We start from the raw sequence: 26,255 nt of genomic DNA on the forward strand, positions 1-26,255 counted from the left end.
CGTGGCACGTTCTTCGATGCAGAGTTCAGAATATGACATGGGGTCAACACCTTACCGGTTTGGTCAGGTGTTGCACTCAGAATTTGCGGCCAAGAACTATGGCATAAATACACAAGCCGATCTTGATCGCTTGACTTGCACTCATTATCCTGAGAATTGGCGAAATAAGGAGATCACTTACTAGCGCACCTATCCCGAAGGCCCCGACAATAACTCCCACTTGATAGGCAGGTAATCCTTCTTTCGCATATAGCCACGCTGATAGAAAAGGAAAAGCCATGGTGGACACCCTATAAATCAAGGTAGCCACGAAAAGCACTCGCAATTGTGGGTTCAGTGAGCGAACCAGCTGGAAAGATTGTCTAAGCATGGAGAGTATAAACTTCGTCTTTTTTTTCTCAATTTTTTCACAATCTTGGAATATTTGCTCATAGGTACTACCGGTCAGGAATACTCGCAACGGGCTGCTGAGGAGATCCTCGGTAGGCTTGAGCGACTTCCCAATAGGATACTTGACGCTTAACGAGTAAACGCTATCAAGCTTTCTTATTTGATCTATCGCATGCTGATTAAATCCTTTAATCGTACCTTCCTGCAAGGTCGCGGTATTCATTACCACTGCAGGCATTCTTAGCCGGTATGACTGGCCACCATATTCCTCGACAAACCGGATAGGCGAAGCATAGGCCAGCGCGGTTAGATACGCTTGGTTGTGTCCTAAGCACTGATCATGATACTGGGGATGCATATTCCCGTTGAGCCGAGCACCGATTTCCACCAACGTGGGACCTGTATCTGTCATGATTATTTCAGCATGCGATGGCCCATGGAAAATGTTCAAACAATCAAGTACGGATCGGACATAGTCCGCAAGCTCTCCTGCGACTGGTTCTTCGTGTGAAACCAATATATCTTTGTCATAGATTCTCTTACCATTGGGGAGGTCAATCTTCTGGTAACGCCAGGTTCCACAGATGTAGTGATGGCCACAGCTAGAAACCGTGTCCACAATATACTCTGTACCTGCTAGGTAACTCTGCACTAGCACTTCAGTGTTTGAGTGTCCAAAAATATCCCTTGAGGAAAGGATATATTCGAATGCTTGATCGAGCTCGCTCACTTGGCTGCAGATAAAAACGCTGTCCGTAGAAGCTGAACTCAGAGGTTTGACCACATAGGCCTTATCGCCAAGCTCACCCACCCATTTCCTGGCTTCTGCCACACTAGTCGTCTTCAGTTGCTGAGCGGTGCGAACGCCAAATCTTCGCAATCGCTCAATCATGAGGTATTTGTTACGCCGGGCCGAGCTGAGATGGACCCCATTAGTCATCAGTCCCATCGCTTCTGAAAGTGCGTCAGCTAGATTAACTCCAGATTCCTGTCCGGCCAGAACTGCCAAAGGTTTGAAATGACGAAGTTCTTCGCAGGTGCTAGCAATACTCCTATGCACAATATTAGCTTCGAAGTTTTCGAGGTCAGGGGCCAACATTGTCGGTAGCAATTCGGGGGTCGACTGCACATGCACGACCGTTGCATTAATGTCATGGAATGCATGTGGAAGATAGTTGCCGGTGGAGTAGGCATCAACAAGAACGAAGAAAGGCTGGTCCATAGTTTTGTCCTTAATACTTGTAACTGATATTTTCCGGATTATGAAAATCAGCAAGCGCCAGTATTACATTTTCCGGGTTCTCGGAAAGACGGTGAAGAAAGTGAAGGTACCAGTTACTTCCGTATACGCAGGTGATACGAGTGTTGATGCCTTGGTCCCGTAAGGCACGCATAATTCTGCTATTCACACCATGGAGCATTTCCACTTCCTCAATACAATCTATGAGACCCCTTTCCCTTAGGGCATTGATAATGCGCGGGTCCTGAGTCGCGCAAGCCACCCTCGATCCGTGCTCTACAATCTGCTCGACCATTGCAAGATAGCGTTCGTCCAATGGATAGCCCCTGACCAGGGAGGTCTCCGGGGGTTCGCTGTAGACTCCCTTGACCAGCCGTAGCTTGACGCCGGTTTCCAACAGTTCCGGCAAGTCTTCTACTGAACGATTGAGTTGCGCGGGAAGGGTGATAGCTAACCCGCAGGCCATATATTTCAACTCAACCATGGCATACGGGGCGAGCGATAGCACCTGTCCCTTAGGACAGGTAACGGCTTGAGAAACATGTGTTAACTATAATATTTCTCCAACGCTAGGCTAGGAGAGGAAGCCGTGACTAATTACATAGAAACCTATAAGGGCTATAAGGCTTCGTTACCGCCCCCTCTCATACAAGAAATGTTTGCACTTCGCAAAGCCTCATTTATTGATAGCCGGAACTGGGATATAGATAGCTATTCAGGCGGGGGGGATGAGCTCGACAGCTACGATGATGAAGATTCTTTTTATATTTTGCTAGCGCAGGATAGCAGATGTACCGCTACCGTTCGATTAAGGCCAAGCCAGTGCAGAAACTTCACGCGTGAACAATTCGGCTTATCTTTTTCCCTGAACGGTACCGCCGATATGAATATTTGGGAGGCGAGCCGTTTTTGCATCAATTCCAATATGCACGCCCACCGTAAGAGGAAAGAATTAGATATACGAACAGTCTCTATTTTCCATGCGATGGTCGAGCATGGCCTCACATATGGAATCGACAATTATAAAATTGTAATTGATAAAGCAATGCATAGAATACTGTGTAGATCCGACTGGCATCTAGTATTACTCAACGAGGGAACTGGAAGTCGAAACGAAGCTACCTTCTATTGTTTTCTGCCCTGTAACCTTGAGCAGCTAAACAGACTGTCACATATTATAAAAGATTAAAATACAGCCAACACCAACTAGCTTGCTTATGGTAATAGTCCTTTTCATTCCAATATCCCAAGCCTGACGGCACGGGCCACAACCTGCTTAATGTTGACGCAGTCAAGCTTTTCCATACAGTTTTTTACATGAAACTTTACGGTTCTTTCTTTAATTGACATTATTATACCAGTTTCTTCATAAGTTTTTCCACTTGCAATCCAAGCAAGACACTTCTTCTCTTGGGGGGAGAGAACGCTTAGCAAATGGCAGCTTTTCTCTGCCTGTAGATATTGATGAGCATAGGCTGTCACAAGTTTTAGCACTGGAAGATTACGGCTAATTTTACCAGGAAAATCACCATCATCGCCATCAGCTGCAAGGTTTATCGTGCTAAATGCAAGGCCGGCATCGTGCATAGGTATAGTGAAACCTTGCTCAATACCATATTTGGCACTCTCTTCATATACAATCCTGTCGTAAGTTATTTTCTCAACCGGGATGTCATCCCAAAAAAAATCTTCTGATGTTCTGCTGGAATACCTCATAACAGGATCAATATGATGATAACCTTCTTTCTTGTACTTTCTTACCCATTGCTGGTCATAATTACCAATCACCGTGATATTGCTAGCCTCAGCAATTTCAAATGGCACATATGCATATGCATACTTTTCAATCCCGACATACTCCATCACTTCGCCCAGGAAACAGATGTACTGGTCTTTTGTTCTTTTATTTATAAGACCTTCTAATAGAGCTTGCGTAACATCGGTTGTCATTCTAGAGCCTTGATATTTAAATATCGCTAAGCTTTGATTTCAACACTTATGCAATTTGACGCATAACCCACGTCAATATTAGCTGATTTAACATTCAAAGTCCATTATATGGACAACTCTATCCTCTGCTCCGTGCCCCCACCGGCATGCCCAACGCGGGCCATGGCTTGCAGCAGGAGCGTAGACGGCTTGATCCTGGCGACCAGCCGGCTCGATGATCAGTTACCCTCGCGCTTGCGCGATCAGGGTGTGTCGCACTCGCTGGTGTTGCGCACCGACGGGATCAGCCCTTCTTCATTGGGGGACGATATTCAGGGGGGATATCTCGCCACTCGTCATTTACTCGATCTCGGCCATCGCGATATCGGCCTGGTCGCGGGGCCAAGCTTTACCTCCAGCGCCCGGGACCGGCAAGAAGGCTATCGCCGCGCCATGCACGAAGCCGGGATTCCCGTGCGTGAAGAGTGGGTCATGGAGTCCGGTTTCGGGATCGAATCAGGGGAAACGGCGGGATACCAAATCCTCTCCCAAGAGGAGCGCCCCTCGGCGATTTTTGCAGTCAATGACAACTTGGCCATCGGGGTCATGGCTGCCGCGCATCGTCTCGACATCAGCATCGGCGCCTCGCTCTCACTGGTCGGTTACAACGACATACCGGTGGCGAGTCGCCTGCCGGTTTCGCTGACGTCGGTTCACATCCCCTTCGATTATGTCGCCCACCAGGCCGTCGAGTTGCTGTTCAGCGAAAGGCCCCCCGGAGCAGACTGTATCCGGCGCGCCATGCCCAGCCTGATACCAAGGGCTTCATCGGTGAGATATCCGTAAAGGCAGGAACTGCTAAGGGGAAGCGTATGGAGCGCTTTCCCCCATGGTGGCTATGGCAAGCTTGGAGAAGGGGGTCGTGAACACGACCAGAACTTTTTGAGCAACACCTGCCATGAAACCACGCTCAAAAGTGATTATCCGGGATGAATTTCCCTATCAGTCTTATGTCCCGATCACAGCAAGCCAGGATCATCCCGGGATGCGGTGACCGGCAGCCACCGAGGGAGAAACCACAACAGAGCGCTGACAAGAAGAGAGGCGACCAAGGCGAGCACGAAGACGAGCGCCGGAGGAAGAGACTCGACACAGGCTGCCATCACGGTACTAAAGGCCACTAGGCTAAGCATCCCGAGCTGGGTATCGGCCAGGGTGGCGCGGGCCACGCCGGCCCCGTGGCGCTGGTGCAGCGTCAAGGCAATAGTCAACATGCTGATGGGAAAGCTCAGGGCGACGCCGGAGACGGCGGGCGCGATGGTGTCCAACACCACGGTGGCCAGGCAGACGATAACTCCAGCGAGCGTGCCACGCATCAGCAAATCACTCCAACGTGGCGATTCCGATACCGTGTCGCGAGCGAGGCCCAAGGAACGCATCAAACGTAGCGCCAATGGCATGGCGAGCAGGAACGCAGCCAATCCCAATGCCACTCCCCCCGGCAATGACGCAGCGGCCGCGGCCACCGGCAGCCAGACGACCATCGCCAGGGCAACACTGCCCCAAGCGCCGAACCAGCCAGCCAACAGCACATAGCACAGACAGAACGTCAAAGTCGCCAGCATGGCGTGCAGCGATCCCAATGCCGCTTCGGCGACAAAAGCCGGAGGCTGCTCATTCAGCATGAAGAAATATCCCGGCCCCAGCACAATGGGGGTACCAGCCAGAACACCACCCAGGCGAGGACCTAACCTCACTACTGCCATGGATACGCCGACCACTATCAGAGCAGTGGAAAACCACTTGACGAACAACAGACCCAGCATCGCCGCGCTCCCGACCGACTACATCACGTCGCCACTATTGGGCCCGAGAGTTTGCCCGACATAGAGATCGCCGTCTGGCGAGGCGGCCAGCATCAGGGCCGTTGGAGCTACTTCTTCGGCCTTGCCGAAGCGACCCAGCGGCAGCTCGGCCTCCTTGTCGGCGATCCACTGCGGGCTCAGCCCCTCCAGCATCGGCGTCAGGATCGGCCCGGGGGCGATGGCATTGGTCAGCACCCCGAAAGGTGCCAGTTCGTGGGCCATGGCCTTGGTCAGCCCCAGCACTCCAGCTTTCGCTGAGCAGTAATGGGCAAGCCCGACGCCCCCCTTCAACGCCAACTGTGATGAAATGTTGATGATCCGCCCACGCCTGCGCTCGGCCATGTGGGGCGCGACCTGACGGCTAACCAGAAAGACACCCCGCAAGTTGATGCCGATCATGCGGTCGAAGGTCTCGGTGGACATCTCCAGCAAGGGGGTCTCATCCAGGATACCGGCACAATTGACCAGCACATCGATAGTTCGATGGGACTTCACAACATCGCCCACCATGACTTTTACCGCTTCCTCGTCAGACACGTCCACGCCATGCGTCGTGACACGAGCCCCGAGATGATCGGCTACCTGGCGGCAAGCCTCGAGATTGAAATCAGCCAGAGCAACCGTTGCTCCTTCGGCATGGAAACATTCAGCGATGGCACGGCCGATACCACTGGCGCCACCTACCACGAGGGCGACTTTTCCCTGGAGTTTTTGTGTCATGAGATTATCCCGTCTCGTAAGAGCCGGAGGCGAGACGACCGCCTCGCCTCCCTTATCAAGCGTTCAGCTCGGCCAACGTACGGTGAGCCCGCCATCGACAATCAATTGCTGTCCGGTCACGTATGACGCATCGTCACTGGTGAGGAACCGTATGGTGCGCGCGACTTCCTCGGCACGCCCCACACGCCCCGCTGGAATTTTCTCACCAGCAGATGCCAAGCCATCGGGGCCTAACGAGTTGACCGGATCAAGCGACTGCGGGGTCTCGATCAGCCCTGGTATCAGGGTATTGACACGTATCCCGCGGGGAGCCAGCTCCACTGCCAGAGATCTCACCAACCCCATAAGACCACTCTTGGCCGCCGCGTAGTGAGCGTGATCATTCCAGCCATAGACACCACCAGCTATGGAGGAAACTGCCACCATGGCCCCAGGTCCCGTCATCGAGCTAGCGGCACTCCGAAGCAGACGCATTACGCCAGAGAGATCCACCGACAGCATGTCGTCCCAATTTTCATCCGACATTTCCTCCAGGGAGGCCTGACGAAGGATACCCGCCGCAGCCACAGCAACATCCAGACGACCGAAGTGATCGATGGCCGCCCGCGCGAAGGCATCACACTGATCGCCATTACGCACGTCCACTGCCACGGCCACGCATTCTCCTCCCGCCTTGCTCACCGCTGTTACGGTTTCCTCTACGTCGTGTGGATCGCCGGGATAATATCCCGCCACCACCTTGACCCCGGCCCGGGCATAGCTGACTGCCAAGGACTGGCCAATCCCGCTAGCCGCACCGGAAATGATTGCGACCTTGCCCGCCAGGCCGTCGTCTCGTGTCAACTCATTCATGCCATGGCCTCCTTAATTTCATCGTGCTGACGATGGTCTACATGCCGGGTGCCGAACATCAAAAGCCCACTCAGGAGCAACGGCAGAGAGCCAGCGATAATGGCTGCCCAAGTCATGGTGAGCCCCATCGTCAAAAGCATGGAGACCAGTCCCGATCCCACGATGGCCCCTACCGGTGCCATCACATGCGCCACATTGGCTCCAGTACCTCGAACATGAGCCGGGAAGGACTCTCCCATATAGAAGAGGATGGCGGCGAACGGCCCTAACAAGAAGAACAGCGTGATGGCATACATCAGATAGACAAAACCATCGCTAGCAGGGCCAAGCAGCATCAAGAGACTCGCTGCACCGCCAAGCAGAAAGCCCATCAACACCGTGTTGCGGCGGCCAATGCGGTCGCCTACCCAGCCGTGGGACAGGTAACCCACGAAGCCCACAGCGTTGGCAAGGATCAGTACGTACAGGGAGCTTTCGAAACTGACGCCCTTAGCCTCCACCAGCACCGTCGTTCCCAAGACAGCAAAGACCTGAATCGCCATCCAGCTAAACAACCAGACCAGCGACAAGGAAATGGTATGACGACGCAGCTCCGGCGCCAGCACCCCTTTCAGACCCAGGTTATTACCGGTATTGACCTCGACATCGTGCTCGGCAGCCAACTTCGCGGCGCCTTCGGCATCCCCAGACTTACGGCGACGCTCAACTTCCTTCATCGCCGCGAATACCGGCGACTCAGGAAGTTTCAATGCCATCACGATGACGATGATCGAGGCGCAAGCAGCAACGAAAAAACTGCCACGCCAACCCACCACGGGTAGCAACAGGGAAGTCATCCCCGCAGCGCACAAGGCTCCAACCGGCCAGCCACTCTGGACCAGGCTGTACATGAAACCGCGCCCTTTAGCTTTCTTGTAGATCTCGTTGAGATAAACGGCATTGACCACTTCCTCGGAAACCGCGAAGCCGGAAAAGGCCCTGATGATGACCAGCGAAGCAGCGCCAATGGCAATCCCAGACAACCCGGAACTGACCGCCCCACCGATCACCAACAGAATCAGAGACTTCTTGCGCCCGAAGTGGTCGAGCATAGTGCCGACCACCAGCGACACGACAAATACCCCAATGGTTGCCCAGGTATTGACCGCTGTAGCCTTAGCCGTACTCCAGCCAAAGTCGTCGGCAATGACAGGCAACAACGTACCAAACAGGGTGTAGTCGTAGACCGACGCCACCCAAGCAACGAAGCAGACCAATGAGGCATAGCCGATCTGTTTCTTGGTGATAACTCTATTCCATGGCTCATCGGCACTGCCGCGAAGCCCTTGTGAAGGAACACTTGAAGTTGGCTCGGCCATCGACTTCACCCTCTTTTCGATTGTCGTTGTATGGTGATTCAGAAAAGATTCAAGGGTTATTTCTTCGGGTTACGCTCGGCGAAATCATCGGCGATTTCATCAAACGTACAGAAACGCACGCCTTCATGGCTTTGCATGTGCTCGATAAGACGTTCGAGCATCATGAGCACCTGAGGGCGTCCCGATACGTCGGGATGAATGGTAATGGTGAAGACCGCGTAATCGTTCTCGCGGTAGACCCAATCAAACTGATCCTGCCACATCTCGCCAAGGTGGCGGGGACTGACAAAACCATGACTATTGGGCGCTTTCTTGATGAACATCATTGGCGGCAGGTCATCGAGATACCAATTGGCAGGAATCTCGATCAAATCGGTTTCCTCTCCTCGAACCAGAGGCTTCATCCACTCCTTGGCGGGCTTGGAATAATCGATCTTGGTCCAAGAGTCACCTACGCGCACGTAATAAGGATGGAAATCGTTGTGCATCAGGCTGTGGTCATACTTGATGCCGCGCTCCAGAAGAAGCTCGTTGGTCACCGGGCTGAATTCCCACCAAGGTGCCACGTAGCCGGTGGGCCGCTTGCCGGACAGGTTGGTCACCAGCTCGATATTGTAATCGAGCACATCACGCTCCTGCTCACGGGTCATGGCGATGGGATTTTCGTGGCTATAGCCGTGGACGCCAACTTCATGACCAGCATCGACGACGGCTTTCATCTGCTCCGGGAAGGTTTCGATGCTGTGACCGGGGATGAACCAGGTCGTCTTGAGGCCATAGCGCTCGAACAACTTGAGAAGACGTGGCGCACCGACTTCACCTGCGAACAGACCGCGGGAAATATCGTCGGGCGAATCCTCGCCACCGTAGGAACCGAGCCAACCAGCTACTGCATCGACGTCGACGCCAAATGCGCAGAGGATCTCTTTCTTAGCCATCTTGAACACCTCGTTGTTGAGTATTGGATAGGGGGTGCTTGTGCAGATGACGACAGCCGTCGAGGCCGTCGACTTATTGAAGACTGGATACAAAGGTCATTTTTGTCAAGAAACCCTATCACTACCTCTTAACACCGCTCTATCATCCTCTGACAAAATTACAGTTAAAAACACTGTAAAAAATGAAAAATAATGGATGAAAAACGCAAAAATAGTTGACTAAGCAGGTGAAAATTCGAACATGGCACAAACGCTTATCCGGCTTTTCCACGTAACGCAAGCAGGCAGGCCCTCCCACGAAGGCCATCTTTTAGAAATTGGGCACAAAAGTCATTTTTATGCTTACAGCGGGCAGCAACGGCAAAGCGCCCCATCACTAAGGGCGCCCAAGAGGAAAAGCGGGAAGCGCAAGGGGGCTCAGGTAATCTTGAGCAGATAAGGGGGCAGGCTTGGTTCGGGGAAGACCGATAATACCTTCAGCCTACGTCGGGAACGCTCGGCAGCTGCCTGAAGATGTGACTGCAGACTGGAGGCCGCTGCATCGAAGGCGCCGAACAGCAAATGATCGAGAACCAGCTTGTGCTCCATCAACAGCGGCTCGTCTGGTGGCACACCCAGCGTCTGAAAGAAGATGCGGTTGACGATCACGGGAAGCTGACTCTGAGCGATCATCTCGCGAGCCTTGCGATTGGGATAAAGTCGAAGGCAGCGCTGATGCAGATCCTGCTCCAGCCGAGTGATGGCGGCGGCATTCTGAAGCTCTGGATGGTCGATCAGGCGTTGCACCTCATCTCGCATCGCCTCGAGTTCGGCGCGATCCAGAAGAGGACCGGAAACCTTGAGCGCCGCCGGCTCCAGCAGCACGCGAATTTCATAGTCGTCAGCCACCGCCTGAGCCGTCAATGGACCGGCCAACCAGTGCGAATGGCGATCCTTTTCGATCAGACGCTGGTTCCGCAGCCGTCCCAGCACCTCCCTGGCCACGGTACGACTGACCCCGTGATATTCACTCAGCACGGTCTCGATGATGCGAAAGTGGCCGAAGGCCAGGCAGGTGGCCACGGCCTCCTCCACCTGGACATAAATGCGATCAGCCGCCGACCGAGTGTCCACGACAGGCCGCTCATCAACTCCCAGGCCAAGCATTTCGGGTGTCAAGGGATCGCGCACCGGCTTCACCGACTCGGGGTCCGGTGTCGCCAGAAAGCCACGCCCCTCAAAACGGCTGATCAACCCCTGTTCATGCAACAGTTCCAGTGCCTTGCGAACGGGGCCTCGACTGGTACCAAACAGCCGCGCGATAGGCCCCTCGAGTAGAATTTGATTGGAAGGAAGACGCTGCGCCTGTATAGCCTTGCGCAATGTCTCCTGGATCATGACATAACGAGGAGCACGCCCCTCCTGCCGCCTGTTCGAACTGTCTGCAGTGGCCAGCACCCACTCCTCCCTGAACTCATCGACTCGCACCTCGCGCATGTCTGACTCGACCCACCCGACGCACGACGAGCCATCACGCCCGCCCACCTATTTTGACACTTCCCCCCAATCCTTTCGAGATCAAGAAAAACGACCAGTGGAACCATTCGTCATTTTTCTTGGGTCATAATATCGGGATAAAAATAAAATTCTATATAAAACAGAAACTTGAAAAGAGCATAGAACCCAGAATCACAAAGCTAGGACAATCATCCCTTGGCAAAAAATGATCTTTGTACCCATACTACAATTCCGAATGGCGTACCTGGTGGCCTCGCTACCGAACGATGGCGCCTTACAACAAACACACAACATCTCGAGGAACGCAGCAGTGGCCCATCAATCACACATCCACGACTCCAGCAGCTCCGTCGGAAGCAGCGGCGCTGGTCAACACTTGCTCGAAGCCGCCATCTTGCCGGTTTGGCTCAACCAGCGAACCATCGGTTTCTTCGGTTTTATCTGGCTCTGGATCGGCATGGCAGTCATTATCGCGACCTTTCAGCTTGGCGCTGGTGGCGTCGCCGGCTTGCCGCTACTTCATGTGGTAGCCATCATTTTCTTCGCTAACCTCGTGCTGGGTGTCGTCATGAGCCTAACGGCAGATATCGGCACAGAACATGGTCTCTCTTTCGCCGTTTACTTGCGTGCTCCTTTCGGTATCAAAGGCACTCACCTGCCCGCCGTGTCGCGCGGTATCGTCGCCGCGATCTGGTTCGGCGTACAAACCTACCTCGGCGCGCTGGCTCTCAACGGCATCGTCGAATATCTGTGGGGATTCGATAACTGGATCTTGTGGTACACGCTGTTCGCTATCGTGCAGATCGCCAACACCGCGCTTGGCATTCGAGCCGTGGAAATGCTGGCTTCCATAGCGGCCCCCTGCATCGTGGCTATCTCGGTGTGGATGTATTTCACACTCGACGTGCTGGCCGAAACACAGGGCATCAATATCTGGACCTTCGTGGGCGACCAAGACGTCGCGGCTCTGGGATTGTTCTTTGCCAACATGGCCTTCTGGTCGGCACTAGCAGTAGACATCCCCAATCTGACGCGCTTTCTGCGTGCACCCGGTGGTGAACGAAACTTCTTCACTCGCAATCGCAACGTGTTTGTCGCCCAGTTCCTGGCGCTGCCCGCCACGCAAGCCTGGATCGCCCTGATTGGCGGGGTTTCCTTCATCGCTGCAGGCGACTGGAATCCAGTTACTGTCATTCAGGGGCAGGGCGGAGGCCTGACTCTGGTCGCACTACTGCTGATGGTGATTCTCGCTCAGTGGTCCACCAACAACGCAGCCAATTTGATCCCCGCAGCACTCACGTTCGTCAATGCTGGGGCTCCACGCATCAGCTATCCAGTCGCACTGGTCATTGCAGGCCTGATCGGGACCGCCTCAATGCCTTGGTTGATCCTCAACCATCTGTTCACGTTCCTCAGTTACTACGGCGCCGTACTCTCGGCCGTCGGTGGCATCATGGTGGCGGATTATTATCTTTTGAGACGCCGGCGTCTCAACGTGCCCGCTCTCTTTGAAGCCAAAGGCCAGTTCCGCTTTGCCAACGGCTTCAATCCAGCCGGCATCATCGCCTGGGTGGTGGGCGGCACCATGGCCTTGGTGTTTCTTGAATACGCTTATGCCGTTGGCTTCGTGACAGCTCTCGTGGTGTATCTGGTGCTAATGAAAACTTGGATTCTTCGCCACTACCCTCAGGAAGAGCTAGTCTCCGATTTCGATGACCGCTTCCTGGCTACATCCGTAGGGCGCAACTGGGTCTATACCGAGCACCAACGCTTCGAGCGCCTGACTACCGATGACATTCCTGCCTCGGCGCTCAAGCGTGAGGATCGTTGAGTACTAGCGGATATCGACCATCTAACGCCCGTAAGACCGGAGACAACTTATGGATGCTTTTCCACGCACCGCCCTAGCCATTGGCCAAGCCATCCAGTACGGCGACATCGACCCGGTGGCGTTAACACAGCACTGCCTGGACGAGGCTACGGCCAGCGACGCGGTTTTCATCTCGCTGACGCCGGATCGCGCTCTGGCGGAAGCCGAGGCGGCTGCTCGTCGCCGGCAACTCGGCATCCCCCTGAGCCCCCTCGATGGTGTTCCACTGGCCTGGAAGGACCTATTCGATATCACAGGCACGCTGACCACCGCCGGCAGCCGGGTACTCGCCAAGACGCCTGCCACACGCGACGCCACGGCGGTTCGTCATGCCTCGGGGAGCGGCATGGTGTGTATCGGCAAGACCAACCTGACCGAACTGGCTTACTCCGGCCTTGGTCTGAACCCGCACTATGGCACTCCGCACCACACGCCGGCAGGATCGGAACCCAGAGTTCCCGGCGGTTCGAGTTCGGGTTCGGCGGTCGCCGTAGCCAAGGGTATCGTCCCGGCCGCTATCGGGACCGATACCGCTGGGTCGCTGCGCATTCCCGCCGCCTTCAACGGCCTGGTCTCCTACCGCCCTTCCCAACCGCGTCACGACAGACATGGTGTCACACCCCTCGCCGAGACTCTCGACACCATTGGGGCGATCGCGCCGTCCCTGTCGGACTGCCTGGCCATCGACGACCTCCTGCGCGGCAAGAAGGTACAGACTCGGGAGCCGGCGGATCCCGGACGTACGGTGATCGTGCTCGACACGACCTGCCTCGACGACGAACGCCTAGAGCCCGGGGTACGACAAAATCTGGAAAACAGCGCCGAGCGACTGGCCCAGGCCGGTTTTCATGTGATCAGGCGCCCCATCGCCAGCATCGGCGAAACACTGAACCTCATCCAGAGGCATGGCTGGCTGGGCGCAGCAGAAGCCTATACCGAGTACCGGGGGCTCCTCGAGCGTGACGAGGCCGACCGCATGGACCCACGGGTGAGACAACGACTGTTGGCCGCGCGAAGCATGACGCCAGATAGCGTCGTGACACTTTATCACCAGCGCCAAGCGCTCCAGAACCGCCTACGCCAGGAGCTGGCGGGAGCGATTCTGCTCACTCCTACCGTTGCACACGCCGCCCCGTTCCTGAGCCCGCTGGAGTCTGATTCTGAATACTTTGCCAAGATCAATCTTGCCACGCTACGTCTCAGCATGGTGGCCAGCCTATTGGACTCTCCGGCAATCGCGATGCCGAGCGGGGTCGATGAAAACCAGCAGCACACCAGCATTCAGCTCAGTGCCCCCAGTGGCGGAGACGAAATTCTCTTGCGGGTGGCACTGGCGGCCGATGAATACCTCGGTGCTGATCATTAATTCGGCAACAAGACGCCTCACTTTCAAGGAGCTTCCATGTGCGGACTTTGTGGCGCCTTTAGCGGCGACAACCACTGGAGTACTCATATCGAGGACCCAGAACAAGCCCACCACGAACGCCGCCGGGCCCGAGCCTATCGAGCCAAGTTGATCAACCGAGTGCTTGGCCCGCGCCGCTTGGTGATCGAGGACTTTCAAGCGTCGAGCTTTGTTCTCGCCTCCGCCACCGGCAAACGGGAGATCGTCGAGGATCTAGGCGGTATCTGGCGTCAGGCCGAGCAATTGAGCGGACGCGAGCTTGATCCCCTGGACACGGAATTCCTGGCCGCTTTGACTGGCTGACCGGCGTTTCCAAAGACGCCCCCTTCCCCGATGAGGAGACTTTCGATGAATGAGACTCCCCCGTTCCTGCCGGTGCATGTTATTTCGGGCTTCCTGGGCAGTGGCAAGACCACGCTTTTGAAATCGGTCCTAGCCAGCGAGGCCTTCGGCGATAGTGCCGTATTGATCAACGAGTTCGGTGACATGGGGCTCGATGACCGGTTGCTTGGAGAGATTGCAGAAGACACTGTGCTGCTATCCAGCGGCTGCGTCTGCTGCACGATCCGCGGAGAGCTGTCGGACGCGCTACGGCGCTTATTATCGCAGCGACAGAATGGCGAGATACCCGCGTTCCAGAGAGTCGTACTGGAAACCACTGGACTGGCCGATCCCGGCCCGATCGCCTCCACCATTACAGCCGACCCCGTATTACGCCATCACCTCCGCCCGGGGACCAACCTCACACTTGTGGATGCCGTCAACGCTATCGAAAGTCTCCAGCGACACCCAGTCTGGGAGGCGCAAGTCGCGGTGGCCGACAAGCTGGTCATCAGCAAGACCGATCTGGTCGATACATCGCGAATCGATCACATCCATGACCTGCTGAATACCATCAATCCGGCGGCACAGCGCCTTGAGCGGGAAGCACTGGACCAGTGCAGCGACACGCTCTTCGCCAGTGGTCCCCACCTCGAGCGATTCACCCATTCCCAGGCCAAAACATGGCTGGGCCCCTGGCGCAAAACGGTGGATCCGGAAAAGAGCAGTCATCTCAGCGATATGCTCTCATTCCGTCTGGCCTTTGACGGCGAGCTGGACTGGACATGTTTCGGCCTATGGCTCTCGATGCTCCTCAATCGCCACGGTAACGACATCATGCGGGTCAAGGGGGTTCTACATGTCAAGGATGATCATCGGCCGGTCGTACTACATGGCGTGCAGCACACTGTTCACCCTCCAGAACACATCGAGACCTGGCCCGACGATGACCACCGCTCGGAGCTCATCTTTATCACGCGTGGTATCACGGCCATGCGCGTGGCAGACTCGTTGGACACCTTCATGAGAACCGTGAGCGACCACCCGTGCCCCAGGATCTCCCATGCCTAAAGCCGTATCTTCAGCCAATTCGGAAGGGCCATACGTTCAACGCGGCCCGGTCAATCTTCGCGTGCTGGGCACCTCAGTCACGCTTCTGGAGAGCATCCGCCAACGCGCGCGCGCCGACCTGGGCATTCGGCTGACGTTTGATGTGCTTGACGGCGTCGCCGCTCAAAGGGCCGGCGTACTCGCCCCGGATAGCTTCGACATCTATGACCAGTGGTTTCATAACGTGGATTTCGTATGGCCAGCAAACGCCATTCAGCCCATCGACATTGAACGCATAGATAACTGGGACAAAATCAACGATTTGCCGAAGACGGGACGCCTGACACCCCACGCACCACTCGGCGCTGGCAGCAATCCGGTCGATCGTCTTTATATACAACCCGATGGCAGCTGCGGCTCACGCCCCAGTGGGCATATAACCATGCTGCCGGCTAGCCATAACGTCGATAGCTTCGGCTACCGCCTGGATATGCTACCTGACGGATTGAGCCACGATCATGAGAGCTGGGCCTGGTTATTGGACAGGCGCTGGCGAGGCATGGTCAGTCTGCAGAACGACAGCGCAATCGGCGCGATCGATGCAGCAATGGCGGCCAAGGCAGCTGGACTGGTCGAGTTCAAGGATCTTGGCAATCTCAGCGTGGAAGAAATCGACAGCCTCATCGACTGCCTGATCACTCTCAAGCGCCAGCAGCACTTTCGAACGTTCTGGAGCAACCAAGACCAGGCCTCCTCCGACATGGTCCGCGGCCGGGTCGGCATCGAGAGCCTCTGGTCCCCCGCCATGACCAACCTCAAAAAGCGCCATATCAAGGTGCGCATGGCCTCACCTATGGAAGGCTACCGTGCCTGGTATGGCGGCATGTCTATCTCGCGCCATGCAAAGGGCCGTACGCTCGATGCCGCCTATGACTATCTCAACTGGTGGATTTCCGGCTGGCCCGGTGCCGTCATGGCTCGTCAGGGGTACTACATTTCCACGCCGGAGCTTACCCGCCCTCACCTATCACCCGCCGAATGGGACTACTGGTACGCAGGCAGGCCCGCCTCCGAGGAACTTGATGACCCCTCCGGGGCCAGTGGATTGATTCACCAAGGCGAAATTCGGGATGGTGGAGACTACCTGACACGCATGAGTCGTATCGCCGTGTGGAATACGGTCATGGACGAGCACAACTACCTGGTCCGGCGCTGGAACGATTTCATGTCGGCATAAGCAGAAAGAGCGTGTGGGTACACAAGAACGGCGGACTGCAGAGACGTAGAAGCCGGGCCGGGGGCGCAATTCGGCTGAACTCCAGTCAAAGCATAGGAATGGGACTATGGAGGAGTGTGGCTTGTTGATGGTGGACCAGCAGAGAAAGAGCCAAGACAGAGAGATTATGAGTTCGCTTTTAAAACAATAAGCTACTGACACACAAGGAAAAGCAACCGTAATCAAGCGAAAGGTACAGTTCTTTGGAATCAGTAGCTTAGCGAAAGTTGAGGATAGCACACGAAGCTGGTGTGTGTACCGCTGGTGTACCTCCCAGCACCCTGCTTGAGGTGTGAAACGATGTAGACACTCTTCCAGCTCCAGCACATTGATTGTCCTCAAAAACATACACTATTTCAATCAAATCAAGTTTTAAAAAGCGTTTTATTCATCTATCCCAATAAACCTTTTCTTCTTATTGTTCAAATTTTTATAATCAACACCAAAAACGTCTCGGATCATTTTGTCTAATGCATTATTTCTTGCACTAACAAGCAAGTCATCTACTTGACGCTCGTTATCAAACTTCCCATAGTAATTTTTATAACCCTCACAAATATTATCCAACCTTGACAGAAACTGTGTTATGGTTATCCCTCTTGCATTGCAATAATCAAGATCAGACACTTCTAGAATCTTCGCTCTAATTTTTTGAAGCTGGCTGTCGGTTACTTCAACACTATAACCCTTCCCTTTTCTCACTATACCAAGGCCTAAAAAATCCACAGACTCGCCAGGATCATACAAGCCTGACTTGCTCTCCTTTATACCCAAACCCACTTTCTCCAGCTCATCTTTTATAACATTTTCTATTTCTTGACATCCCTCCTCACTTTCAGAAAAAGCAATAATATCGTCAGCATACCTTATTACAGAAAAACCCTTTGAAATCAGATGACTGTCAAATTTTTCTAATATCAAGTTGGCAAAAAATGGCGAGATAGGCATCCCTTGCCTAACCCCTTTACCAAGCACTAAACCTTGGCGGCGTATTCTTTTTCCTTCTGCTTTCGTAGCTGTTGCCACTTCTAAGGATATAGTAGAAACCAGCAAATCATGAAGGGATCTATGCTTAACCTTTCGCTTAACCCTTTCTTCAAGACTTTCTCTACTGACATTATCAAAAAATGATGAAATATCAGCCTTGTAGACAAAGCCTTTTTTTCTTCTTAGCCTTACCGCTTCTTTTAAAGCCTTACTTACATTCCTTCCTTTTACAAAGCCATAACTTATATTTGTTTCTGCCCTGCAACCGTTATCGTACAGAAACTTAAGTATCGCTCTCTGAACCAACCTATCCTGAACAACAGGAACGCAGATCAATCGCTCTTTGCCATCTGACTTAGGAAGAAAAACAGGAGCCAGGTCCCAAAAGGAATAGCGTGAATTTTTTATATCATCAGATATTCTCTTAATAAACTCTTTCTTATGCTCTTGAAAAGAGTTTATGCTTATTCCGTCACGTCCTTTCGAGTTTCGCTTCCTGGGAAGTGTATTATCATACATTTCTTTCCACACCACCTTTAAGTAATCAGGTGATGCGACGGTTCTCAAAGCGCTTTTGCTCATCGGTAGGATTCCTTACCCCGCTGTGCTCCTAGCCCCTATCAGCGGGTATCAGACGGGCACCGCCCCTGAGAATACGCGTCCAGGGTGTTTCCCTGCGTACGCTCAATGGACTTCTCGCGACTGCGATCACACGCGCTATCTCGATTGAGCCAATGTTTCGCCTTATCCGCAACCTGCGAGACTGCAAATTGGGCATGCGATTAAAAGTCTGCCGACATCTCGGCCCCAAAGATGCGAATGCCTATCGCTTGCACCTCAATTCTCATCTGTATCACTCCACCCGTGTCGTTTTGGCCCACTTGAAGACTAATGTCTCCGCTCAAGCCTACTGCGACCGCCATCGCGAGCAGATAGCGTTGGGTGGCATGCCACCAAGGTGCAAACCTGCCTCCCGAGCCCGCACCCTGCTTGGCGGCCGCTTTAAAGGCTTTACTGGCTCCCCGAGCAATAAGGGGAAGGAGCCCGTTAACAATTGGCGACCGCCCCTGAGAATACGCGTCCAGGGTGTTTCCCTGCGTACGCTCAATGGACTTCTCGCGACTGCGATCACACGCGCTATCTCGATTTCGCCAATGTTTCGCCTTATCCGCAACCTGCGAGACTGCAAATTGGGCATGCGAGATACTAGTAAATACCACATTAACACAGCTTCAAGAAACGGCTCAATAACCCGAGCCAAAGACCAAAGAACCACCAAGCATTAGATCGGCAATTTTAATAACCAAAACCTCTTAAAAATTCACCTTCAACATCAAGAGGAATCGGTGACTGACCCTAATTCACGCCTTTGCTAACCGGCAAGTCGACGATTCATCTGTTGGGCTACTCATTTCGCCCCTCCCTTCCTGCCAACAGCTTCAGGATCAAAAGCGCGAACTACCTGCTTTTCTCTTCTTCCTGCAGCAGCGACATTCGGAGCTTATCATGGTCGCAGAGGGCGTCGAGAACGACATCGGTCCCATTCCTTCGGGAACAGGCTAAGCATCTCGCTATGGCTGCGCACCAGGGCCCTCTCTGCACCGTCGCCGTAGAGCTGGCCGATGATCTTAGCCAGGCGCGCTGCTTCGCAAAATCGTGAGACTTGCCGGGCCCTCCTCTCCTCCCCTATGCGTATCTGCTCAGCTTCACGTAAGCTAGCGGAAAAAGTGATAAGTAATCTATGAACGCAGCAGGGAAGCAGCTATGACCAGGCAGGCTTTCAGCGAACGGGACATCTGCACCAAGTTCATCACCCCTGCCATCGAGCAGGCGGGCTGGAACATACATACCCAGGTACGTGAAGAGTACCCGGTCAGTGACGGCCGCATCACGGTACGCGGCCGCATGCACCACCGGGCTCACCCGCGTCGGGCGGATTACGTGCTGTCTTTCCAGAAGAACCAGCCTATCGCTGTCATCGAGGCCAAGGACGCCAGCCACAGCCTGGGCCATGGCATGCAGCAGGCACAAGCCTACGCGGAGAAGCTCGATGTCCCCTTCGCCATTAGCTCCAACGGCAGCGGCTTCCTGTTCAGCGACCCCCACCGCCTGGTCTTCGATCAGGCCGAGACCAACCTGGCGCTCGATCAGCTCCCCGGACCCGATGCGCTCTGGCACGGCTACCGCCGCTGGAAAGGCCTGAGTGAAGAGACACGCCCGGTCGTCGAGCAGCCTTTCTACGATGACGGCAGCGGCCGCACGCCCCGCTACTACCAGATGGTCGCGGTCAATCGCACGGTCGAGGCCATCGCCAAAGGGCAGGATCGCCTGCTGCTGGTGATGGCCACCGGCACCGGCAAGACCTACACCGCTTTCCAGCTGATCTGGCGACTGTGGAAGGCCGGCCGCAAGCAGCGCATCCTGTTTCTGGCGGACCGCAACGTACTAGTCGATCAGACCAAGAGCGGCGACTTCAAGCCCTTCGGCGCGGCCATGACCAAGATCTCCAAGCGCCAGGTCGAGAAGTCGCACGAGATCTACCTCTCGCTGTATCAGGCCGTCACCGGCAGCGAGGAAGAAAAGAACATCTACAAGCAGTTCAGTCCGGACTTCTTCGACCTGGTCGTCATCGACGAATGCCACCGTGGCAGCGCCGCCGAAGACTCTGCCTGGCGCGCCATCCTGGACTACTTCAGCGGGGCCACCCATATAGGGCTGACCGCGACGCCCAAGGAGACCACCGAGGTTTCCAACATCCACTACTTCGGCGAGCCCATCTACACCTACTCGCTCAAGCAGGGCATCGACGACGGCTACCTAGCGCCCTACAAGGTGATTCGGGTCGACCTGGACCGCGACCTGCAAGGATGGCGCCCCAGCGACGGCCAGACCGACATCCACGGCGAGGTGATCGAGGATCGTATCTACAACCAGCGAGACTTCGACCGTCACCTGATCCTAACGCAACGCACCGAGCTGGTCGCTCGAACCGTCACCGATTACCTGACCCAGACCGACCCGATGCAGAAGACTATCGTCTTCTGCGAGAACATCGACCATGCCGAGCGGATGCGTCAGGCGTTGGTCAATCTCAACCCTCAGCACGTGGCCAAGAACCGCAAGTACGTGATGCGCATCACCGGCGACGAGCTCGAGGGCAAGGCCGAGCTCGACCACTTCATCGACCCCGAAGAGCCCTACCCCGTCATCGCCGTTACCAGCAAGCTCATGACTACCGGCGTCGATGCCAAGACCTGCAAGCTGATCGTGCTCGACCAGCGCATCCAGTCGATGACCGAGTTCAAGCAGATCATCGGGCGCGGCACGCGGATCGACGCCGAGCACGACAAGTTCTGGTTCACGATCCTCGACTTCCGCAAGGCCACGGAGCTGTTCGCCGACCCCACCTTCGATGGTGATCCCGAGCAGGTCTACGTACCTGGCGAAGGCGATCCGCTGCTGCCCGATGACGATGCTTCTGAAGACGATGGTGAAGGCGACGCCCCAGAGGACGGCAGCGATTCACCGGACGGCGAATCAACGTCAGACCCTTATGGCCCGCCATTGGGTGATGGCGACGACGACACGAGCGGCCTTGGTGAGCCGCCAAGTAAATACGTAGTCAATGATGTCACCGTGGCGGTCATCGGCCGGCGCGTGCAGTACCTGGGGCCAGACGGCAAGCTGATCACCGAAGAGCTGACCGACTATACCCGCAAGACGGTACGCGCCCACTACGCCACCCTGAACGACTTCCTGCGCCGCTGGGAGGCCAGCGACCGCAAGCAGGCCGTGCTGGATGAACTGGCCGAACAAGGCGTGTTCTGGGAAGACCTCACCAGCGAGGTCGAGAAGACCCTCGGCGATACGCCGGACCCCTTCGATGCCATCGTGCACATCGTCTACGGCCAGCCTGCACTTACCCGTCGCCAGCGCGCGGCCAAGGCTCGCCAGTCGGACTATTTCACTCGCTATGAGGGCCAGGCCCGCGCCGTGCTGGACGCCCTGCTCGACAAGTACGCCGATAACGGCGTGGCCACCATCGAAGACACCAAGGTACTGAAGCTGGCACCGCTGGACCGGCTCGGTACCCCCGTGGAGCTCGCCAAGGCCTTCGGCGGCAAGGCCGGCTATCGCGAGGCGGTGAGAGCCCTCGAGGAAACGCTCTACGCCGACGCCGCTACAGCCGGCTGACACAGCTAGGTACAATACGTCGCATTCTGCGCGCCGGCAGCCACACCGGCGCGCTTTCGGTTATCGAGACGAGATTCCCATGAGCATCAGCACCACCATCAAGAGCATCCAGGACATCATGCGCAAGGACGTCGGCGTCGACGGCGATGCCCAGCGTATCGGCCAGCTGGTCTGGATGCTGTTTCTGAAGATCTACGATGACCGCGAACAGGAATGGGAGCTGGACTACGACGACTACGTCAGCCCCATCCCCGAGCAATTGCGCTGGAGCAGCTGGGCCGCCGACCCGGAGGGGCTGACTGGCGAGGGCCTGAAGAGCTTCATCGACAACACCCTCTTTCCCGGACTGCAACAGCTGGATGCCGGCGGCGACGCCCGCGCCGCCGTCATCCGCAGCGTGTTCGAGGATGCCTACAACTACATGAAGTCCGGCCATCTGCTGCGCCAGGTGATCAACCGCATTCAGGAAGGCATCGACTTCAACGCATCTCAGCAGCGTCACGCCTTCGGCGATATGTACGAGCAGATCCTCAAGGACCTGCAGAGCGCCGGTAATGCCGGTGAGTTCTACACGCCGCGCGCCGTGACCGAGTTCATGGTCAACCGCGTCGATCCCAAGCTTGCCGAGAGCGTGATGGACCCGGCCTGCGGCACCGGCGGCTTTCTCACCTGCGCTATCGAGCACAAGCGTAAACATTATGTGCAGACGCCCGCCGACGAGCAGACGCTGCAACACAGCATCTACGGCTGGGAGAAGAAACCGCTGCCGCACCTGCTGGCTACCACCAACATGATCCTGCATGGCATCGAGGTTCCCAGCCAGATTCGTCACGACAACACCCTGAACCGTCCCTACCGGGACTGGGGACCGAAGGAGCGGGTCGATGTGATCGTCGCCAACCCGCCGTTCGGCGGCACCGAGGAAGACGGCATCGAGAACAACTTCCCGGCGGAATTCCGCACCCGTGAGACAGCCGACCTGTTCATGGCGTTGTTCATTCGTCTGCTGAAGCAGAACGGCCGCGCCGCCGTGGTGCTGCCGGACGGTTTCCTGTTCGGCGAGGGCATGAAGACCCGCCTCAAGGAAAAACTGCTCAGCGAGTGCAACCTGCACACCATCGTTCGTCTGCCCAACGGCGTGTTCAACCCCTACACCGGCATCAAGACCAACCTGCTGTTCTTCACCAAGGGCCAGCCGACCGAGCAGGTGTGGTACTACGAACACCCCTACCCCGAGGGCTACAAGAACTACAGCAAGACGCGCCCGATGCGCGTCGAGGAGTTCGCGACCGAGATCGGCTGGTGGGGCAACGAAGCCGACGGTTTCGCCAACCGACAGGAGACCGAGCAGGCCTGGAAGGTCAGCATCGACGAGATCAAGGCGCGCAACTATAACCTGGACATCAAGAACCCCTGGCAGGAAGAGCAGGTCAACCACGATCCCGACGAACTGCTGGCACGGTACGCCCAACAGCAGGCGGAAATTCAGGAAATTCGCGACCAGCTCAAGACCATCCTCGGCGACGCCCTGGGCAGTACTTCCAAGGACCAGGCCGCCCCGCAGCAAGCGGAGGAGCTGGCATGAGTGCTCAGCAGTTGATCACCGACCATCTCGACCTCTGGACCGGCGCCGTGACGCACAAGAGCGGTTCGGGGCGTAGTGCATCGGGTAAGAACGGGAAAATCGAGCTCACTGGCATCAAGAAGCTGCGCGAGCTGATTCTGGAGCTCGCCGTGCGCGGCAAACTGGTGGAGCAAGACCCAAGCGATGAACCTGCCAGCGTACTGCTGGAGCGTATCGCCGAAGAAAAGACCAGGCTTGTTAAGGAAGGGAAGATCAAGAAGCCGAAGAAGCTACCTCACGTCTCAGAGAAAGACAAATACTTCCAAACACCTAAGAAGTGGGAGTGGGTTCGGCTAGGAAACCTCTTTAATTCGATCATGAGCGGGGGAACTCCCAATAAGAGCAACCCAGAATTTTGGGGCGGCAAAATCCCGTGGGCCAGCGTAAAAGATTTGGGAAAATCGAAAAATATAGAGAAAACTATAGACTATATTACTGCAGAAGGGCTAAAAGCAGGAAGCAAATTAGCTGATTCAGGCGACATACTAATTTGTACTCGAATGGGGCTCGGGAAGGTCGCAATATGCTCACGCCCCGTTGCTATAAATCAAGACATAAAAGCAGTAAAGCTGTCATCTGGAACATCCATTGACTTCTTCCTTATTGCATATAAGGCACTCGATATCATAGGGACTGGAACCACGGTTTCCGGCATAACTCAAGATAAACTTTTGAATTATGTTATTGGCCTTCCACCACTAGAAGAACAACATCGCATCGTCAAGAAAGTCGACGAGCTGATGGCCCTCTGTGATCAGTTGGAACAGGAAGTTAGCGACCAGCTGAAAGCCCATGAGGTGCTGGTCGACACCCTTCTCGATGCCCTGACCCGCTCATCGGACGCCACCGAACTGGCTGAGAACTGGGCCCGCGTGTCTGAGCATTTCGATACCCTCTTTACCACCGAGGCCAGCATCGACAAGCTCAAGAAGACCATCCTCCAGTTGGCGGTGATGGGACGACTGGTGGAGCAGGATCCCAACGATGAGCCCGCCAGCGCCTTGCTGGATGAGATTCTAGCTGAAAGGGATAGGCTAAAACGTGAAGAAGGAATGAAAACGAAAGCTTCTGGAGCGGTAAATACTGAAGAGGCTTACTTAACCATACCAAGGTCTTGGGTGTGGGTGAGGCTTGGGAATACGGCAAAATTCATTGACTACAGAGGGAAAACTCCAAAAAAGTTAGGGAGTGGAAAGCGCCTAATCACTGCCAAGAACATTCGAAAAGGGTATATCGACAAGGACCCTGAGGAATTTATTTCAGAGCCATATTATCACACATGGATGACCCGTGGATTCCCTCGTGTAGGTGATACTCTTTTTACCCCAGAGGCTCCTCTCGGGAACGCTGCAAATGTCGATTTAGAGGAGGAGTTCGCACTGGCACAACGTGCGATTTGCTTTCAATGGCATGTGAAAGAGATATCTCCCTTCATGCTGATGCAAATCTTGGCTCTTCCTTTTCAGGAACAACTCATCTTTAATGCAACTGGGATGACTGCTAATGGGATAAAAGCTGCCAAGCTGAAAGAAATCCCAGTAGTCCTACCTCCGCTGGAAGAGCAAAAGAGCATCGTCGAAAAAGTCGACGAGCTAATGGCCCTCTGCGACCGGCTCAAGGCACGCCTAAGCGAGGCCGGGGAGACTCGCTACCAGCTGGCCGAGACGGTAGTGGAACAGGCGGTGTCCTGATGGCTTACGACAAACCTTGGCTCAGTTACCTTGAACAGCTACAGCAGCTTAAAGATCGAGGCCTGACAATAACCGATGAGCAGCGGGCTCTCGCTCACTTGCAGCGGATCGGCTACTACCGCCTGAGCGGTTATTGGTATGCTTTTCGCCAGCGCTCGGGGGCATGTTCCCCGTTGAGCAAGAGTGGCATCCCTATGCTAAAGAAAGGTAAGACAGATCACCTGATGCTCGATACCTTCAAGCCTGGCGCCACCTTTCAGCAGGCGGTGGACCTCTATGTGTTCGACAAGCGGCTGCGCCTACTGGCGCTGGATGGGCTCGAGCGTATCGAGGTCGGGCTACGGGTGGATATTGCGCATACGCTGGGGCGGCTGGACCCTTACGCCTATTTGAATCCTTCCCTGCTGCACGATGAATTCGCCCAAAAAATCGATCAGAAAACCGGACTGACGCCGCTGCATAAATGGCAGGAAAACCAGGCAAGGCTGATCAATCGCTCGAAGGAGACCTTCATCGAGCACCACAAGAAGAAATATGGCTTGCCCGTACCGATCTGGATTGCTAGCGAGATTTGGGATTTCGGAACGCTATCACATCTGTTTGGTGGCATGCGCGAGCGCGAGCAGGACGCCATCGCCGCTCGATACGGAATCAGCAACGGTCGTGTCTTCGCTTCCTGGCTGCGCAGCCTTAATTATCTGCGCAACGTTTGTGCACATCACAGCCGTCTCTGGAACCGGAACATGGCCGACCAGCCTCGAAAACCGGCACAGGGAGAAGTGCCACTTTTCGAGCACGCCTGGCAGGACTCGCATGTCCAGGCGCGCCCGTTTCTACTGTTCTGCATCGTTCAGCATTTGCTGATGACGACAAACCCTACCTCTACCTGGTGGCAGCGTCTAAGCGAGCTATTGGTTAGCTTTCCAGACCTGACGCCGACCGGGCTTAACCTGAAGGGAATGGGCATCATTGATGGCTGGCATGATTGGAAATGGAAGGAACGGCAATAAAAAACCCCTAAGCAGCGCTACTGCCGAGCAGTCGCACC

The 26,255-nt window shown here is 55.2% G+C and carries 21 protein-coding genes; 11 read left to right on the forward strand and 10 right to left on the reverse strand.

Annotated features, from left to right (window positions below):
- Nucleotides 1–76 precede the first annotated feature (76 nt).
- Nucleotides 77–1,612 (reverse strand): ATP-grasp domain-containing protein, encoded by a 1,536-nt coding sequence (locus tag C8E00_RS03340; protein ID WP_133694562.1) that lies wholly within the window; start codon nt 1,610–1,612, stop codon nt 77–79.
- Between the two features lie 10 nt (nt 1,613–1,622).
- On the reverse strand, nt 1,623–2,138 hold the full coding sequence (locus C8E00_RS03345; RefSeq protein ID WP_133694564.1) for a hypothetical protein: 516 nt from the start codon (nt 2,136–2,138) through the stop codon (nt 1,623–1,625).
- 81 nt (nt 2,139–2,219) lie between these two features.
- Here C8E00_RS03345 and C8E00_RS03350 point away from each other — a divergent pair, with 81 nt between their 5' ends.
- Nucleotides 2,220–2,819, forward strand: a complete 600-nt coding sequence (locus C8E00_RS03350; protein ID WP_133694567.1) for an acyl-homoserine-lactone synthase — start codon at nt 2,220–2,222, stop codon at nt 2,817–2,819.
- Between the two features lie 44 nt (nt 2,820–2,863).
- Here C8E00_RS03350 and C8E00_RS03355 read toward each other — a convergent pair whose 3' ends face one another.
- Nucleotides 2,864–3,580: a helix-turn-helix transcriptional regulator gene (locus C8E00_RS03355; RefSeq protein WP_133694569.1), complete on the reverse strand. Its 717-nt coding sequence runs from the start codon at nt 3,578–3,580 to the stop codon at nt 2,864–2,866.
- 162 nt (nt 3,581–3,742) lie between these two features.
- On the opposite strand from C8E00_RS03355, the gene C8E00_RS03360 reads away from it, so the two are divergent.
- Complete coding sequence (locus C8E00_RS03360; RefSeq protein ID WP_243833099.1) at nt 3,743–4,405, forward strand: substrate-binding domain-containing protein; 663 nt, start codon at nt 3,743–3,745, stop codon at nt 4,403–4,405.
- 173 nt (nt 4,406–4,578) lie between these two features.
- Here C8E00_RS03360 and C8E00_RS03365 read toward each other — a convergent pair whose 3' ends face one another.
- From C8E00_RS03365 to C8E00_RS03390, 6 genes are all read right to left on the reverse strand, one after another.
- Nucleotides 4,579–5,385, reverse strand: a complete 807-nt coding sequence (locus C8E00_RS03365) for a hypothetical protein (RefSeq protein WP_133694574.1) — start codon at nt 5,383–5,385, stop codon at nt 4,579–4,581.
- Between the two features lie 18 nt (nt 5,386–5,403).
- Nucleotides 5,404–6,144 (reverse strand): SDR family NAD(P)-dependent oxidoreductase, encoded by a 741-nt coding sequence (locus tag C8E00_RS03370; protein WP_133694576.1) that lies wholly within the window; start codon nt 6,142–6,144, stop codon nt 5,404–5,406.
- Between the two features lie 63 nt (nt 6,145–6,207).
- Complete coding sequence (locus C8E00_RS03375; RefSeq protein ID WP_133694579.1) at nt 6,208–6,996, reverse strand: SDR family NAD(P)-dependent oxidoreductase; 789 nt, start codon at nt 6,994–6,996, stop codon at nt 6,208–6,210.
- The gene (locus C8E00_RS03380; protein WP_133694582.1) at nt 6,993–8,354 is read right to left on the reverse strand and encodes an MFS transporter; all 1,362 of its coding nucleotides are present in this window, start codon (nt 8,352–8,354) and stop codon (nt 6,993–6,995) included. The genes C8E00_RS03375 and C8E00_RS03380 overlap by 4 nt, the downstream gene beginning before the upstream one ends.
- Nucleotides 8,355–8,410: 56 nt before the next feature.
- Nucleotides 8,411–9,385, reverse strand: a complete 975-nt coding sequence (locus C8E00_RS03385) for a polysaccharide deacetylase family protein (RefSeq protein ID WP_243833100.1) — start codon at nt 9,383–9,385, stop codon at nt 8,411–8,413.
- A 324-nt stretch (nt 9,386–9,709) separates the two neighbouring features.
- Nucleotides 9,710–10,768, reverse strand: coding sequence for a GntR family transcriptional regulator (locus tag C8E00_RS03390; protein WP_133694584.1), 1,059 nt, complete (start codon nt 10,766–10,768; stop codon nt 9,710–9,712).
- 331 nt (nt 10,769–11,099) lie between these two features.
- Here C8E00_RS03390 and C8E00_RS03395 point away from each other — a divergent pair, with 331 nt between their 5' ends.
- From C8E00_RS03395 to C8E00_RS03415, 5 genes are read left to right on the forward strand one after another with little or no spacing between them, the layout of a single operon-like run.
- The gene (locus C8E00_RS03395; protein WP_224113565.1) at nt 11,100–12,620 is read left to right on the forward strand and encodes an NCS1 family transporter; all 1,521 of its coding nucleotides are present in this window, start codon (nt 11,100–11,102) and stop codon (nt 12,618–12,620) included.
- A gap of 49 nt (nt 12,621–12,669) precedes the next feature.
- Nucleotides 12,670–14,025, forward strand: coding sequence for an amidase family protein (locus tag C8E00_RS03400; RefSeq protein ID WP_133694589.1), 1,356 nt, complete (start codon nt 12,670–12,672; stop codon nt 14,023–14,025).
- Between the two features lie 36 nt (nt 14,026–14,061).
- The gene (locus C8E00_RS03405; protein ID WP_133694591.1) at nt 14,062–14,367 is read left to right on the forward strand and encodes a hypothetical protein; all 306 of its coding nucleotides are present in this window, start codon (nt 14,062–14,064) and stop codon (nt 14,365–14,367) included.
- 45 nt (nt 14,368–14,412) lie between these two features.
- A complete protein-coding gene (locus C8E00_RS03410; protein WP_166638238.1) occupies nt 14,413–15,456 on the forward strand; it encodes a CobW family GTP-binding protein in 1,044 nt (347 codons plus the stop codon).
- Nucleotides 15,449–16,672: an ABC transporter substrate-binding protein gene (locus C8E00_RS03415; protein ID WP_133694595.1), complete on the forward strand. Its 1,224-nt coding sequence runs from the start codon at nt 15,449–15,451 to the stop codon at nt 16,670–16,672. The genes C8E00_RS03410 and C8E00_RS03415 overlap by 8 nt, the downstream gene beginning before the upstream one ends.
- A gap of 423 nt (nt 16,673–17,095) precedes the next feature.
- Here the strand turns inward: C8E00_RS03415 and C8E00_RS03420 are convergent, their stop codons facing one another.
- Nucleotides 17,096–18,280: a reverse transcriptase domain-containing protein gene (locus C8E00_RS03420; protein WP_133694598.1), complete on the reverse strand. Its 1,185-nt coding sequence runs from the start codon at nt 18,278–18,280 to the stop codon at nt 17,096–17,098.
- Nucleotides 18,281–19,462: 1,182 nt separating this feature from the next.
- On the opposite strand from C8E00_RS03420, the gene hsdR reads away from it, so the two are divergent.
- The 4 genes from hsdR to C8E00_RS03440 all read left to right on the forward strand — a co-directional run bounded on the left by hsdR (nt 19,463) and on the right by C8E00_RS03440 (nt 26,217).
- Nucleotides 19,463–21,892, forward strand: a complete 2,430-nt coding sequence (gene hsdR / locus C8E00_RS03425; RefSeq protein ID WP_133694600.1) for an EcoAI/FtnUII family type I restriction enzme subunit R — start codon at nt 19,463–19,465, stop codon at nt 21,890–21,892.
- A 79-nt stretch (nt 21,893–21,971) separates the two neighbouring features.
- Nucleotides 21,972–23,477 carry a type I restriction-modification system subunit M gene (locus C8E00_RS03430; RefSeq protein WP_133694603.1) on the forward strand — a complete coding sequence of 502 codons (1,506 nt, stop codon included), beginning with the start codon at nt 21,972–21,974 and terminating at the stop codon, nt 23,475–23,477.
- The gene (locus C8E00_RS03435; protein WP_133694606.1) at nt 23,474–25,207 is read left to right on the forward strand and encodes a restriction endonuclease subunit S; all 1,734 of its coding nucleotides are present in this window, start codon (nt 23,474–23,476) and stop codon (nt 25,205–25,207) included. The genes C8E00_RS03430 and C8E00_RS03435 overlap by 4 nt, the downstream gene beginning before the upstream one ends.
- The gene (locus C8E00_RS03440) at nt 25,207–26,217 is read left to right on the forward strand and encodes an Abi family protein (RefSeq protein WP_166638239.1); all 1,011 of its coding nucleotides are present in this window, start codon (nt 25,207–25,209) and stop codon (nt 26,215–26,217) included. Before C8E00_RS03435 ends, C8E00_RS03440 begins: the two co-directional genes overlap by 1 nt.
- The last annotated feature ends 38 nt before the right edge of the window (nt 26,218–26,255 follow it).

This window comes from Chromohalobacter marismortui, assembly GCF_004364315.1.
Lineage (GTDB): Bacteria > Pseudomonadota > Gammaproteobacteria > Pseudomonadales > Halomonadaceae > Chromohalobacter > Chromohalobacter marismortui.